At 71.9% G+C, this 12,789-nt stretch carries 15 protein-coding genes; 5 read left to right on the top strand and 10 right to left on the bottom strand.

Annotation, left to right across the window (positions count from 1 at the left end; genetic code table 11):
- Positions 1-18: 18 nt before the first annotated feature.
- On the bottom strand, positions 19-972 hold the full coding sequence (pip, locus tag AP234_RS29175) for a prolyl aminopeptidase (protein WP_083502538.1): 954 nt from the start codon (positions 970-972) through the stop codon (positions 19-21).
- 75 nt (positions 973-1,047) lie between these two features.
- Here pip and AP234_RS37430 point away from each other — a divergent pair, with 75 nt between their 5' ends.
- Complete coding sequence (locus AP234_RS37430; RefSeq protein ID WP_160330508.1) at positions 1,048-1,200, top strand: hypothetical protein; 153 nt, start codon at positions 1,048-1,050, stop codon at positions 1,198-1,200.
- A gap of 1 nt (position 1,201) precedes the next feature.
- A complete protein-coding gene (locus AP234_RS29170) occupies positions 1,202-1,534 on the top strand; it encodes a putative quinol monooxygenase (protein ID WP_055482964.1) in 333 nt (110 codons plus the stop codon).
- A 52-nt stretch (positions 1,535-1,586) separates the two neighbouring features.
- On the opposite strand, the gene AP234_RS29165 is transcribed toward AP234_RS29170, so the two are convergent.
- From AP234_RS29165 to AP234_RS29145, 5 genes are all read right to left on the bottom strand, one after another.
- Positions 1,587-2,324, bottom strand: coding sequence for a lysophospholipid acyltransferase family protein (locus tag AP234_RS29165; RefSeq protein WP_055482963.1), 738 nt, complete (start codon positions 2,322-2,324; stop codon positions 1,587-1,589).
- Positions 2,325-2,391: 67 nt separating this feature from the next.
- On the bottom strand, positions 2,392-4,164 hold the full coding sequence (locus tag AP234_RS29160) for a thiamine pyrophosphate-binding protein (protein ID WP_055482962.1): 1,773 nt from the start codon (positions 4,162-4,164) through the stop codon (positions 2,392-2,394).
- 23 nt (positions 4,165-4,187) lie between these two features.
- Complete coding sequence (locus AP234_RS29155) at positions 4,188-4,973, bottom strand: cyclase family protein (RefSeq protein WP_055482961.1); 786 nt, start codon at positions 4,971-4,973, stop codon at positions 4,188-4,190.
- A gap of 99 nt (positions 4,974-5,072) precedes the next feature.
- Positions 5,073-5,324 (bottom strand): Smr/MutS family protein, encoded by a 252-nt coding sequence (locus AP234_RS29150; RefSeq protein WP_055482960.1) that lies wholly within the window; start codon positions 5,322-5,324, stop codon positions 5,073-5,075.
- Positions 5,325-5,357: 33 nt separating this feature from the next.
- On the bottom strand, positions 5,358-5,786 hold the full coding sequence (locus AP234_RS29145) for a CBS domain-containing protein (RefSeq protein WP_055482959.1): 429 nt from the start codon (positions 5,784-5,786) through the stop codon (positions 5,358-5,360).
- Positions 5,787-5,979: 193 nt separating this feature from the next.
- On the opposite strand from AP234_RS29145, the gene AP234_RS29140 reads away from it, so the two are divergent.
- Genes AP234_RS29140 through AP234_RS29130 form a run of 3 tightly spaced genes read left to right on the top strand, consistent with a single transcriptional unit; the run spans position 5,980 to position 8,629 of the window.
- On the top strand, positions 5,980-6,447 hold the full coding sequence (locus AP234_RS29140; protein ID WP_063843128.1) for a MarR family transcriptional regulator: 468 nt from the start codon (positions 5,980-5,982) through the stop codon (positions 6,445-6,447).
- Between the two features lie 20 nt (positions 6,448-6,467).
- Positions 6,468-7,115 carry an LppX_LprAFG lipoprotein gene (locus AP234_RS29135; RefSeq protein ID WP_083502537.1) on the top strand — a complete coding sequence of 216 codons (648 nt, stop codon included), beginning with the start codon at positions 6,468-6,470 and terminating at the stop codon, positions 7,113-7,115.
- Complete coding sequence (locus AP234_RS29130) at positions 7,112-8,629, top strand: MFS transporter (protein ID WP_431999118.1); 1,518 nt, start codon at positions 7,112-7,114, stop codon at positions 8,627-8,629. Before AP234_RS29135 ends, AP234_RS29130 begins: the two co-directional genes overlap by 4 nt.
- On the opposite strand, the gene AP234_RS29125 is transcribed toward AP234_RS29130, so the two are convergent.
- The 4 genes from AP234_RS29125 to cmk form a co-directional block, all read right to left on the bottom strand.
- Positions 8,614-9,261 (bottom strand): response regulator, encoded by a 648-nt coding sequence (locus AP234_RS29125; protein ID WP_055482956.1) that lies wholly within the window; start codon positions 9,259-9,261, stop codon positions 8,614-8,616. The genes AP234_RS29130 and AP234_RS29125 overlap by 16 nt on opposite strands.
- Complete coding sequence (locus AP234_RS29120; protein WP_055482955.1) at positions 9,252-10,499, bottom strand: sensor histidine kinase; 1,248 nt, start codon at positions 10,497-10,499, stop codon at positions 9,252-9,254. The genes AP234_RS29125 and AP234_RS29120 overlap by 10 nt, the downstream gene beginning before the upstream one ends.
- A gap of 111 nt (positions 10,500-10,610) precedes the next feature.
- On the bottom strand, positions 10,611-12,044 hold the full coding sequence (gene der, locus AP234_RS29115) for a ribosome biogenesis GTPase Der (protein ID WP_083502536.1): 1,434 nt from the start codon (positions 12,042-12,044) through the stop codon (positions 10,611-10,613).
- A gap of 61 nt (positions 12,045-12,105) precedes the next feature.
- On the bottom strand, positions 12,106-12,744 hold the full coding sequence (gene cmk, locus AP234_RS29110) for a (d)CMP kinase (protein WP_055483002.1): 639 nt from the start codon (positions 12,742-12,744) through the stop codon (positions 12,106-12,108).
- Positions 12,745-12,789: the final 45 nt, after the last annotated feature.

Genomic DNA, 12,789 nt, shown 5'->3' with positions numbered 1-12,789 from the left:
GCCTGCTCCAGGACGTCGTCAGGCTCGGCGACGGGCGAAACGATCGGTCGCCGAGATCACCGCGGCGTTCGTCGCGCCATGCGCACCGTGCCCGGCCTCGTCGATCAGGATCAGCTCCGCGTCGGGCCAGGCCTGGGCGAGGCTCCAGGCGATGTCAGGTGGGCCGCTGATGTCCAGCCGGCCGTGGACGAGGACGCCGGGGATGCCCGCGAGTTCCCCCGCCTCGCGGAGCAGGATTCCGTCGTCGAGCCAGGCCGCGTGCCGCCAGTAGTGGGTGACCAGCCTGGCGAAGGTCATGCGGAACGCCGGGTCGTCGTAACGGGGGTCGGGCCGGTGGCCCGGATGGGTGGCGACGTGGGTGTCCTCCCATGTGCACCAGTCCCTGGCGGCCCGCTCCCGCACCGCGGGATCGGGATCATCGAGCAGCCGGGCGTACGCGTCCACCAGGCTGCCGCCCCGGTCGGCCTCCGGCACCCCATCACGGAAGCGCGCCCACTGCGCCGGGAAGAACCGCGCCATGTCCCGCGTGACCCACTCGACCTCGCGCCGGCTGGTGTTGGTGATGCTGAACAGCACCATTTCGGAGACCCGCTCGGGGAAGCGCTCGGCGTAGGCCAGGCCGAGGGTGGTGCCCCAGGATGCGCCGAGCACCAGCCAGCTCTCGATCCCCAGATGCCGCCGGAGGCGCTCGATGTCGCCGATGAGGTGATGGGTGGTGTTGGCGTGGAGGGTCCGCGCCGCGTTCGGGGTGCTCCGGCCGCAGCCGCGCTGGTCGAACAGCACGATGCGGTACGCCTCTGGATCGAGGTAACGACGCCATCCCGGTGTGCATCCCGATCCCGGCCCGCCGTGCAGCACCACCGCCGGTTTCCCGTACGGATCGCCGCACGTCTCCCAGTGGACGAGGTGGCCGTCGCCGACGTCGAGCATCCCGCTGTCGTACGGCTCGATCGGGGGATAGAGGTCCGGCACGACGCGCTCCCAGACGAGAGAACCATGGTCCTGATAACCGTGGAAATCTCAGCCAGCGTACCGAAACCGCCGGGCATGATCGATCGCGATCGTGAGTGGTCGACGCCGGTCGGGAGACGCTCTGACCCGGCATCTCGGCTGCGTCACCCGGCCGAGGCCGGTGACGACGCCGATGAGCCGGGGGTCAAACTGGAAGCATTCGGCTACCCCTACTACCGGGACGGATGACATGATCTTCATTACCGCGAAGTTCCGCGTACGGCCCGAGCACGCCGACCGGTGGCCCGAGATCGTCGCCGATTTCACCCGGGCGACCCGGGCCGAGCCCGGCTGCCTGTGGTTCGACTGGTCGCGCAGCCTGGCCGACCCGGCCGAGTACGTCCTGGTCGAGGCGTTCCGCGACGACGAGGCCGGCGCGGCCCACGTCCAGGCCGAGCATTTCAAGGAGGCGCAGCGGACACTGCCGCGGCACCTCGCCGAGACGCCGCGGATCGTCAACGTTAAGGTCCCGCAGGACGACTGGTCTCAACTCGGCGAGATGGCCGTCCCCGACCAGGGCTGACGCGCCGAGACGGTGTCCTCGGTCAACCGGCGACCGCGCGGGATATGCGAGATCACGACACGCGCCTGCGTGCGGCGGCGTCGAGGGCGGCGGCCTCCTCCGGGGTGGGGGCGGTGCCGCCGAGATGGGCGGGCTGCCACCACGCCCCGGGCGTGATCTCGGGGTAGGTGCGCTGCGCCTCGTCGAGCAGCTCCGACATCCGCCGCCGCAGTTCGGCGGTGAGCTTCACGATGTCGTCGTCGGGTCCGGGGTGCATGAGCTCGCCGACCAGGATCGTGATCGGGACGTGCCGCTGGAGGAGCCTGCGCGGCCGGCCCTTGGTCCACAGCCGCTGCCCGCCCCACAGCGCGACCGGGATGATCGGGACCCCGGCCCCGACGGCCATCCGGATCGGGCCGCTCTTGATGTCCTTGACGGTGAACGACCTGCTGATCGTCGCCTCGGCGAAGTTGCCGACGATCTCCCCGGCCCGCAGGGCCCGTACGGCCGCGTGGAACGCTCCGGCCCCGGCCGTACGGTCGACCGGGATGTGGTGCATGCCGCGCATCAGCGGACCCGACACCGGGTGGCTGAACACCTCCTGCTTGGCCATGAACCGGACGAGCCGCCGCGAGGGCCGGGCGGCCAGACCGGCGAAGACGAAGTCGAGGTAGCTGACATGGTTGCTGACCAGGACCGCGCCGCCGGATCGCGGCACGCGCTCGGCGCCCTCGACCCGGATCCGCAGGTCCAGCAGTTTGAAGGCGGTCAGCGCGGCGCGGATCACCGGGGGATACACGAGCTCGGTCATGTACGGAAAGGTAACCTACGCTTCAGTAGGTTCGGCACTCAGGGGACGGCCGCGTCGCGGGGCTGCGTCAATGGCCGCGGAATGCCTCCTCCAGCCACCAGGCCGGCAGCCCGGGGGTGACCTTCGCGTGGACGAGGAGCGGCCGGTCGCGCGGGCCCTTCAGCCATTCGGCGACCCCCGCCAGGTCCTCCTCGCGGCGTACGGAGACCGCCGCGCAGCCGAAGCCCCGGGCGATCTCGGCGAGGTCGGCCGGCGGGAACGTGACGTTGTCCAGCGGGAAGCCGTCGGGGCCGAAGTGGTGCACCTCCGCGCCGTAGGCGTCGTCGTCGTAGACCACGACGACCATCGGCAGCCCGAGCCGTACGACCGTTTCGAGCTCGGCGATGCCCATGAGCGCTCCGCCGTCGCCCAGCGCGGCGACGGGCAGGCGGTCGGGCCGGGCGATGGCGGCGCCGATGGCGGTGGCCAGGCCCAGGCCGATCGACTGGAACGCCTGGGTGAAGCAGAAAGCGCCGCCGTCCGGCACGGACAGGAACATCGACGGATAGCCCATGAAGTTCCCGGAGTCGACGGCCACGACCCGATCCGCGGGAAGCAGGTCGTCGAGTCCGATCGTCAGCGTCCTGGGGTCGATCCGGCCGTCGCCGCCCGTGTCGGCGTACGGCACGTCGCGCCAGCGCACCTCGCGGGCGATCCGGTCGGCGACCTGCTCGCTCCGGTAGCCTTCGCGGCCGTCACCGGGTCCGTCGCCCCTGACGCCCAGGAGGCCGGTCACCGCCCGCGCCGTCGCGCGTACGTCGCCGATCACGCCGAGGTCCACGGGACGGTTGACGCCGATGGCGTCGGCGTCGATGTCGACCTGGACGACGGTCGCGTCCGGGCCGATCAGCCTGCCGTGCCGGGTGGTCCACATGGTGAGCGAGCAGCCCCAGGCGACGACGAGATCGGCGCCGCCGACGAGCTCGGCCGCCAGCGGCGAGGCGAATCCGCCCATCACGTCCAGATCCCACGGACTGCCGTGGAAGTGGCCCTTCGCGACGGCCGAGGTGGCGAACAGCGCGCCCACCCGCTCGCCGAGCGTCTCGAGCTCCCGGCGCGCGCCCCGCGCCCCGCGACCGGCCACGAAGACCGGGCGCCGCGCCGTCTCCAGCAGCCCGGCGAGCCGCGCGATCGCGTCCGGCGTGTCCTCGTCCGGGGCCGCCGCCCCGGCCGCGTCCGCTGACTCGGCGCCGTCGTCGGCGACCGGCTCGCTGGGGAACGTGAGCCCCCACGGGGCCGGGACCCGGCTCGCGGCGGCCTGCCGCACCCCGCCGCCACCGGCCTGCAGCTCCTGTACGGCGCGTGCCGCCTCGTCCGGCAGCTCCTCGTCCTGCACGTCCAGCGGCAGGCGGAGCAGCACGGTGCGGCGGCCCAGCAGTGCGGCGAGGAAGGCCATGACGGTGTCGTCGACCACGGTCTCGGCCGAGGCCACCCTGGCGACGTGGGCGCCGACGGCGGAGGCGAGGGCGGCCTGGTCGATCCGGAAGTTGGAGCGCGGCGAGCTCACCTCGGGGGCGAGCACGAGCAGCGGCGTACGGCTCTTGGCCGCCTCCGTGACGCCGGTCAGCGCGTTGGTCAGGCCGGGCCCCTGGTGGACGGTGAGGACGGCGACCGTTCCGCTCATCCGGGCGTAGGCGTCCGCCATCGTGGCCGCGCCGCCCTCGTGGCGTGCCGCGACGTACCGCACGCCATGCCGTACGAGCGAGTTGGTGACGTGGAAGTTCCCGCTGCCGACGACGCCGAAGGCCGTGCGCACGCCGAGGGAGGCGAGGACGGCGCCGACGGCTTCCGCGACGTTCATCGCCGGACGCCTCATCTCTCCGCTCATCGCTCCACGTTTCTCTCCACCAGGGCCAGCACGCGCAGCGGGCTGCCGGACCCGCCCACGATCGGCAGCGGCCCGGCGATCACCACGGCGCCGGTGGGGGGCAGCCGGTCGAGGTTGCGCAGCTGCGTCAGGCCGTACTTGCCGGCCCCGAGCAGGAAGGAGTGGCATGGGAAGGCCGGATCGAACGAGTGCGCCGCCCCGGCGTCCGTACCGACGGTCTCGACGCCGAGACCGATGATCGGCGTCCGCTCCGCCAGGAAACGGGCGCACTCGACGGAGATGCCGGGCGTGTGCGACCCGGTCTCGTCCGCGTTGAGGAACCGGTCCGCGTCGTGTGCCCGGGCGTCCCATCCGGTGCGGTAGAGGAGCCAGCCGCCGTCGGGGAGCGGGCCGTGCCGCTTCTCCCACGCCTCGACGTGGTCGATCTCGAGGAGGAAGTCGGGGTCGGCGGCCGACTCGGCGGCGAAGTCCAGCACCACGGCGGGCGCGATCAGCTTGCCGACGGGCACCGCCGAGACGTCCTCGCCGTCGCGGGCGGTCACCCAGTGGTTGGGGGCGTCGAAGTGGGTGCCGGTGTGCTCCCCGGTGGTGAAGTTGTTCCAGTACCAGGCCGGGCCGCGGTCGTCGTACCGGCTGATCTCCTGGAGGCTGAACGTCGCCGTCTGGCCGAACTGCTCGGGCAGTCCCAGGATCGGGGTCTTCTCGGTCAGCGGCGCGGTCAGGTCGAGCACCTCGATCCCGCCGCCCCGGATGCCCTCCAGCAGATCCCGCAACACCGACATCACGCCTCCCCTAACTCACACGCGGGCAAATCCTCCTACACTCTCGCCCCTTCGCGCCAGCCACGGGCGGGCACCGGTCATCGGACGCGGGCGACCCGGCTACCACCGGAAGTAGACGAACAGTCGGCCGTGGTTCTTGGCGTCCTTGTCTATGCGGTGGTAGAGCGCCTTGATCTCCTTCTGCTCCAGGAAGCGGAGCACCTTCTTCTTGAGCTGGCCCGACCCCTTGCCGGGAATGATCTCCACCTGGGTGGCCTTCTTCCGGACCGCCTCCTCGATGACGCCGCGCAGCGCCCGGTCGATCTCGCTGCCCTTGTTGTAGATGTCGTGGAGATCGAGCTTGAGCTTCACACGGGTGATTGTAGAGGCCGGGCGGACGATCGGTCAGCCGTGGAGATAGCCGACCAACGCGTCCTTCTCCGTCTCCAGCTCCTCGATGGCGCTCTTGACGACGTCGCCGATGCTGACGATGCCCACCAGCCGTCCGTCCCGCACGACGGGGACGTGCCGCACGCGGTGGTCGGTCATGGTGCGGCGGAGCTCCTCCACGTTGGCGTCGGGCGTGCAGGTCCTGACCTCCGAGGTCATTATCGTGGAGACCGGCCGATCGAGGATGCCGGCGCCCCGCTCGTACAGGCGTCGTACGACGTCCCGTTCGGACACGATGCCCACGATGGTCTCGCCGTCCTCCGACACCACCACCGCGCCGATGTTGAACTCGGCCAGTCTGGCCAGGAGCTCTGCCACCGTCGCCCGCGGCGGGACGGTCACCACACGCGTCCCCTTACCCTGCAAGATCGTTCCAATGCGCATCGACGCCGCCTTTCCGGCCCGAGGGCCCGCCCACCTCCCGCACCTGCCGAGAGCGGGGGTCTCTGGACTGTTTCCCCAGGCAACAGCGGCGACGACATCGCGTCAAGAGCCGTGACTCCACCCTCTGGTAAATCTCCCCTTCCCTGCAGGGTTACCCGTGCCTGGCGATCATCGTGATCTTATGCTTGAAGTCATGGAAGACCCCCGCTGGCTCAGTCCGCAGGAGCAACGCGCCTGGCGTGCGCACCTCGCCGCGCACCGGCTGCTGTTCCACCAGCTCGATCGCGAGTTACAGGAGAAGGGCCTGTCGCTCAACGACTACGAGATCCTGGTGAACCTGTCGGAGAGCCCCGACCACCGCATGCGGATGAGCGAGCTGGCCGACGCCACCATCCAGTCCCGCAGCAGGCTCTCGCACCAGATCTCCCGGATGGAGGCCGCCGGGCTGGTGGTGCGGGCGAGCTGCGACGACGACAGGCGAGGCACCTTCGCCGTGCTCACCGACCTCGGCTGGGAGACCATCCAGCGGGCGGCCCCCGACCACGTCGCGGGCGTCCGCCGCCATCTGATCGATCTGCTGACGCCCGAGCAGGTGTCCGCGATCGAGGAGATATACGCCCCGATCGCCGACCGCCTCCAGTCGATCCGCACGGCCCGCTGACGCCAGCTACGATCCGCGTTGTGACGAGAATCCTCGGGCTGGTCGTGGCCGCCCTGCTGCTGGTGACCGCCTGCGAAGCGAACAGCGTGGCCGCGCTCCCCGACGGACCCGGCCTGCTGAAGAAGTCGGCCGCGGCGATGAAGACGGTGCGGACCGTCGTCTTCTCCATCGAGACCAGGGACCGGCCCGCCGTGCCGGTCAGGCACGCCGAGGGCACGCTGACCAGTGAAGGCGACGCCAAGGGCACCCTGCAGGTCGAGCTCGTCGGCCTGCAGGAGTTCGAGTTCGTGATCGCGGGCGACACCGTGCACTTCAAGGGCCCGACCGGCGGCTTCCAGACGATGACCCGGCAGCAGCTCGCCGCGATCTACGACCCGTCGGTGGTCCTGACCGGCGTGCCGGAGCTGCTGTCGTCGGCGCAGGACGCCAGGACCGAGGCCGCCGAGAAGGTCGGCGGCGCCGACGCCTACCGGATCGCGGCCACCCTGCCCCAGCGGTCCCTCGCCAAGCTGATCCCCGGCATCGCCCAGGGCGTGAAGGGGACCGTGTGGGTCGACAAGGCCACCGACCGGCTGCTCAAGATCGATCTTCCGCTCGGCGACGGCGGCGCGACCGTGACCCTCGGAGAGTACGACGCCCCCGTGACGATCACACCGCCCGCGTCGTGATCTCCCCCGCCCCGATCATGGCCCCCTCCCCGGCACGCGGCCGCCGTCTCGCGCTCGGCGTGGGCGGCGTGGCCGTGCTGCTCGCCGCGCTCGACGCCTACGTCGTCGTCACCGTCTTCGCGGACATCGCCCAGGAGGTCGGCGTCCCGCTGAACCGCCTGGAACGGGCGACGCCCATCGTGACCGGGTTCCTGCTCGGTTACGTCGCGGGGATGCCGCTGCTCGGCCGGCTGTCCGACCGGTACGGCAGGCGTCCGCTGGTCCACGCCTGCCTGGCCGGGTTCGCGGTGGGCTCGCTCGTCTGCGCGCTCGCCCAGGACGTCGCCACGCTCACGGCGGGCCGTACGCTCCAGGGCCTGGCCGGCGGCGCGCTGCTGCCGATCACGATGGCCCTCATCGGCGATCTGTGGGACGAGCGCGGCCGGCCGGTCGCGCTGGGCGCGGTGGGCGCGGCCCAGGAGCTCGGCAGCGTGCTCGGCCCCCTCTACGGCGCCGGGCTCGCCGCCCTCGTCGGCTGGCGCGGCATCTTCTGGGTCAACATCCCGCTGGCCCTGCTCGCCGCCCTGGCCGTACATCGCGGCCTGCCGCGGGAGCCGCGCCGCAGGACCTCCGGCGGGGTCGACGCGGCCGGCGGCGCACTGCTGGCGCTGGCGCTGGGCCTGCTGGTGGCCGGGCTCTACAACCCCTCGCCCGGCGAGGCGGTCCTGCCGCCGTGGGGCCTGCCGTGCCTGGCGGCCGGCGTGGTCGCGGCGGCGGCGTTCGTCGCCTGGGAGATCCGTTCACCGGTGCGGCTGCTGGATCTGAGCGGTGTGCCGAGACGACCGCTGTTCGCCACCCTGGCGGTGAGCCTGCTCTCGGGCGCCGCACTGCTGGTGACGCTGGTGGACGTCCAGCTCGCCGCGCAGACGCTGCTGGGCGAGGACGCCGTGGGCGGTGCGCTGGTGCTGACCCGTTTCCTCGCCGCGCTCGCGGTCGCGGCGTTCCTGGGCGGGATGCTGACCCGCCGTTTCGGGGAGCGGTGGGTGGCCGTCGCCGGTATGGCGGTCGCCACCGTCGGCTACCTGATGATGTCGCGCTGGCCCGCCGACCTCGCCTCGGCCGGCGTCCGGCTGGACGTCGATCTGGCCGTCGCCGGGTTCGGCCTCGGTGTGGTCGTCGCCCCGGTCTCCTCCGCGGTGCTGCGCGCCGTGCCGGCCGTGCAGCACGGCGTGGCCTCGGCGGCGGTCGTGGTGGCCCGCATGATGGGGATGCTGCTCGGCGTGGCGGCGCTGTCGGCGTGGGGGTTCCACCGGTTCCAGTCGCTGACCGCGCACCTCGACACGCCGCTCCCGATCGGCGGCGCCGGCGCGGACTACCTCGCCGAGCTGGCGGAGTACCAGACCAAGGTGAAGGCCGCGCTGCATGTGGAGTACACGGAGATCTTCCTGATCACCGCGGGACTGTGCCTGCTGGGCACAGCGGCCGCGCTGGCCCTGCCCGCCGCCGCCGGAGGCCGGGGTCAGGAGCGCAGGTAGGCCAGCACGGCGAGGACGCGGCGGTGCTGGTCGCCGTCGTCGGCGTGCAGGCCCAGCTTCATGAAGATGCTCCGGATGTGCTTTTCGACCGCGCCGTCGGTGACGACGAGACGGCGGCCGATGGCGGGGTTGGACCTGCCCTCGGCCATCAGCGCGAGCACCTCCCGCTCGCGCGGCGTCAGCGAGGCGAGCGGGTCGCCGCGCCGCCGCCGCACCATGAGCTGGGCGACGACCTGCGGGTCGAAGACGGTCCCGCCGCCCGCGACCCGGCGCAGCCCGTCCATGAACTCCTCGACGTCGACCACGCGGTCCTTCAGCAGGTAACCGACCCCGCCCCGGGCATCGGCCAGCAGATCGTCCGCGTAGGACACCTCGACGTACTGGGAGAGGATCAGCATCGGCGCGGCCGGAACCCTCTCCCGGGCCTCGACCGCCGCCTTCAGCCCCTCGTCGGTGAACGTGGGCGGCATCCGCACGTCCACCACCGAGACGTCGGGCCGGTGCGCCACGACGGCCTCGACCAGTTCCTCCCCCGTGCCGACCGCCGCCACGACCTCGCAGCCGAACTCCTCGAGCAGGCGCACGAGGCCCTCCCTGATGAGAACGGCGTCGTCGGCCACCACTACCCGCACGGCACCTCCGCCATGATCGTCGTCGGCCCGCCGACCGGCGACCGTACGGACAGCTCGCCCTCGACCGCCCGCAGCCGGTCGGCCAGCCCGGCCAGGCCGTGCCCCTTGGCGACGTGCGCGCCGCCGACCCCATCGTCTCCAATCGTCAGCAGCAGCGTGTCGCCGATCCTCGCCAGCGTGACCGAGCAGGAGGTCGCCCTGCTGTGCTTGGCCACGTTGGTCAGCGCCTCCGCCGTCACGAAGTACACGGTGTTCTCGATCAGCGCCGGGAACCGCTCGGTGACCTGCACGTCGAGCTCCACGGGGACCGTGCAGCGCCCGGCGAGCGCGGCCAGCGCCGGGGCCAGGCCGCGGTCGGCCAGGATGGGCGGCGCGATGCCGCGGGACAGCGCGCGCAGCTCGTCGAGCGTCTCCCGGGTCGCGGTGATCGCCTTTCCGATCGTGGCCTCGGCCGCCATGGCGTCCTTCTTCAGCTCGCGCTGCGCCCGCGACAGCTCCATCGCCAGATGGACCAGCCGCTGCTGCGGCCCGTCGTGGATGTCCCGCTCCAGCCTGCGCAGCGCGTTCGCCTCGGCGTGCGCGGCGGCCTGACGCCCCTCGGTCAGGTCCTCGATGCGCTCGCGCAGCTCGGCGACGCCGGTCAGCAGCACCTTGCCCAGCGAGGCCTGCAGTACGGCACAGCCGCGTACGACCGGGTAGAGCGTGGCGGCGGCGACCACGCCCACCGCGAGGTAGAAGACGCTGTCGACGACGTAACCCGTGCCGAGGCCGAGCAGTTCGGGAAGCTGGTGGTTGTCGGGGATGTTGGAGGTGATCCACCCGTAGAGCGGATAGGTCAGCGCGAAGAGGGTCACCCCCCACCAGGTGATCACCACGCCGAACGTCACGGTGGCCACGGGGAACACCGCCAGCGCGTGCAGCACGTCGAGCCACGGCTGCCCGCCCGACAGCGGCGTCCACAGCCGGCGGAGCAGGCCGGCCTCGGCCGGGGGCCGCGGATAGCGGGGGCGGGCCAGCTCGGTGCCGAGCACCCTGCTGATCCGCAGCCGCTCCACGTCGCCCATCCCCCGGGCGACGAGCATGGTCAGGGCGAGGATCGGCAACCCGATCCATACGATCCACAGGCCGACCCCCGCCACGACGCCGGTCAGGACCAGGCAGAGCGATATCGTCGCGAGGGGAAACCCGATCAGCACATATACGGAGTCACCGGTCAGCCGGGAAAGAAATCGTCTCATGGCCTTCACGGTATGACCGGGAACCGTCGATGATCGATCCCGCGGTCCGCAGTTCCGATGGTAGGGAGAACCCTACCTTCGGCGGTCGGGCGGGAGTCGGCGGTACGGCGGTCACCCGTGATTCTTCTGCCGCTTCTCCCTGATCTTCATCGTGATCTCGATCGGGGAGCCGGCGAAGCCGAACTCCTCACGGATGCGGCGCTCGATGAACCGGCGGTAGGTCTCCTCCAGGAACGCCGAGGTGAACAGCACGAACCTCGGCGGCTCGGTCGTCGCCTGCGTGGCGAACAGGATCTTGGCCTGCCTGCCCCCGCGCGCCGGCGGCGGTGTGGCCTGCACCAGCTCGGTGACGAACTGGTTGAGCCGGGCCGTCGGCACCCGCGTCCCCCACGACTCCAGGGCCTGTTCGATCGCCGGGGCGAGCCGCTGAACGTGCCGGCCGGTCTTGGCGGAGATGTTGACCCGCAGCGCCCAGGGCACCCGGACGAGCTGTCGGTCGATCTCCTTCTCCAGGTAGTAGCGCCGGTCCTCGTCGACCAGGTCCCACTTGTTGAACGCGACCACCATGGCCCGGCCCGACTCGATGACCATGCCGATGATCCGCAGATCCTGCTCGGTCAGCACCTGGGACGCGTCGATCAGCACGACCGCGACCTCCGACCGCTCCAGCGCGGCCCGGGTCCGCATCGCCGCGTAGAAGTCGGCGCCCTTCAGCTCCCGGTCGCGGCGGCGGATGCCGGCGGTGTCCACGAAGCGGTAGGTCTCGCCGTTCAGCTCGATCAGCTCGTCCACCGGATCGCGGGTGGTGCCCGCCACGGGGTCGACCAGCACCCGTTCCTCGCCGGCCAGCCGGTTCAGCAGCGACGACTTGCCCACGTTGGGCTTGCCCAGCAGCGCGATCCGGCGCGGGCCGCGTCGCTCGCCGAACGTCTGCGGCGGCGCCTCCGGCAGCACGTCGAGCACGATGTCGAGCAGGTCGCCGCTGGCCCGGCCGTGCAGCGCGGAGACCGGATGCGGCTCGCCGAGGCCCAGCGACCACAGCCCGGCCGCCTCGAGCTCCAGCTGCTGGTTGTCGACCTTGTTGGCGGCCAGCACGACGGGCTTGCCCGAGCGGCGCAGCACCCCGCCGACGGCCTCGTCGGAGTCGGTCACGCCGACGCTCGCGTCCACCACGAACAAGATCACATCGGCCAGCTCGGCCGCGATCTGGGCCTGCTCGGCGATCCGCAGCGCCATGCCGGTGGCGTCGGGGTCCCAGCCGCCGGTGTCGACCAGCGTGAACCGGCGGCCGCGCCAGGTCGCCTCGTACGTCACCCGGTCCCGGGTCACGCCGGGCACGTCCTCCACGACCGCCTCACGCCGGCCGATGATGCGGTTGACCAGCGTCGACTTGCCCACGTTGGGGCGGCCGACCACGGCGACGACCGGCAGGGGGCCGGTGTCGGCCTCCCGCGGGTCCTCGCCCACGGAGGCGGCGAGTCCGGCCTCGGTCCAGCCGTCCTCGTCGTAGTCGTACTCCCCCGTCACGTCCATTTCCTGCCTCATCGGCCGCTTCCTCCCCGATCCACCGGGATCAGGCTCAATGTGCCCCCTGCGCTGATGGGGCTCAGGTGGTCCGCTCCTTGACGAGCCGCAGTACCTCTGCGATCACCTCGTCGAGGTCGAGCGGGGTGGTGTCCAGTTCCACCGCATCGGCCGCCATCGCCAGGGGGTCGGCCTTGCGGGTGGAGTCGAGCGCGTCCCGCCGGGCCATCTCGGCCCGCTGCTCCTCGGTGGAGGTCCCGGTCAGCTCCGCCGTACGGCGGCGTGCGCGGGCGTCGGCGCTCGCGGTGAGATAGATCTTGAGCGGGGCGTCCGGGGCCACGACCGTGCCGATGTCGCGGCCCTCGACCACGATGTCGCCGGTCCCGATGATCTGCCGCTGCAGGTCCACCAGCCGCCTGCGCACCTCGGGCACCGCGCTCACGGCCGAGACGGCCCGGGTGACCTCCTGGGTCCTGATCGGCCCGCTGACGTCGGTCCCGTCCACGCCGATGCCGGGGGCGTCCGGGTCCGTGCCGATCTCCAGCACGGGTTCGTGGCACCGGGCCGCGACGGCGGCCGGATCCGCGAGATCCACCCCGTGTTCGAGCATCCACCAGGTGACCGCCCGATACATGGCCCCCGTGTCCAGGTAGCGCAGCCCGAGGGCGCGGGCGACCCCACGCGACGCGCTCGACTTCCCCGAGCCGGACGGCCCGTCCATCGCGACGACCAGACCCGACACGCTCGCTCCTCTTCTCCAGCCCTG

It is taken from the genome of Sphaerimonospora mesophila, assembly GCF_001417795.1.
GTDB lineage: Bacteria > Actinomycetota > Actinomycetes > Streptosporangiales > Streptosporangiaceae > Sphaerimonospora > Sphaerimonospora mesophila.
The sequence above is the reverse complement of the archived record's forward strand: the minus strand, read 5'-3'. Positions and strand labels throughout refer to the sequence as shown.

Excerpts from the sequence above, each read along its gene's own strand:
- AP234_RS29165 (WP_055482963.1), bottom strand. The coding sequence starts at position 2,324 with ATGACCGAGCTCGTGTATCCCCCGGTGATCCGCGCCGCGCTGACCGCC.
- AP234_RS29140 (WP_063843128.1), top strand. The coding sequence starts at position 5,980 with ATGGAAGACCCCCGCTGGCTCAGTCCGCAGGAGCAACGCGCCTGGCGT.
- AP234_RS37430 (WP_160330508.1), top strand. The coding sequence starts at position 1,048 with ATGATCGATCGCGATCGTGAGTGGTCGACGCCGGTCGGGAGACGCTCT.
- AP234_RS29170 (WP_055482964.1), top strand. The coding sequence starts at position 1,202 with ATGATCTTCATTACCGCGAAGTTCCGCGTACGGCCCGAGCACGCCGAC.
- cmk (WP_055483002.1), bottom strand. The coding sequence starts at position 12,744 with ATGGACGGGCCGTCCGGCTCGGGGAAGTCGAGCGCGTCGCGTGGGGTC.
- AP234_RS29145 (WP_055482959.1), bottom strand. The coding sequence starts at position 5,786 with ATGCGCATTGGAACGATCTTGCAGGGTAAGGGGACGCGTGTGGTGACC.
- AP234_RS29120 (WP_055482955.1), bottom strand. The coding sequence starts at position 10,499 with ATGAGACGATTTCTTTCCCGGCTGACCGGTGACTCCGTATATGTGCTG.
- AP234_RS29155 (WP_055482961.1), bottom strand. The coding sequence starts at position 4,973 with ATGTCGGTGTTGCGGGATCTGCTGGAGGGCATCCGGGGCGGCGGGATC.
- AP234_RS29160 (WP_055482962.1), bottom strand. The coding sequence starts at position 4,164 with ATGAACGTCGCGGAAGCCGTCGGCGCCGTCCTCGCCTCCCTCGGCGTG.
- der (WP_083502536.1), bottom strand. The coding sequence starts at position 12,044 with ATGAGGCAGGAAATGGACGTGACGGGGGAGTACGACTACGACGAGGAC.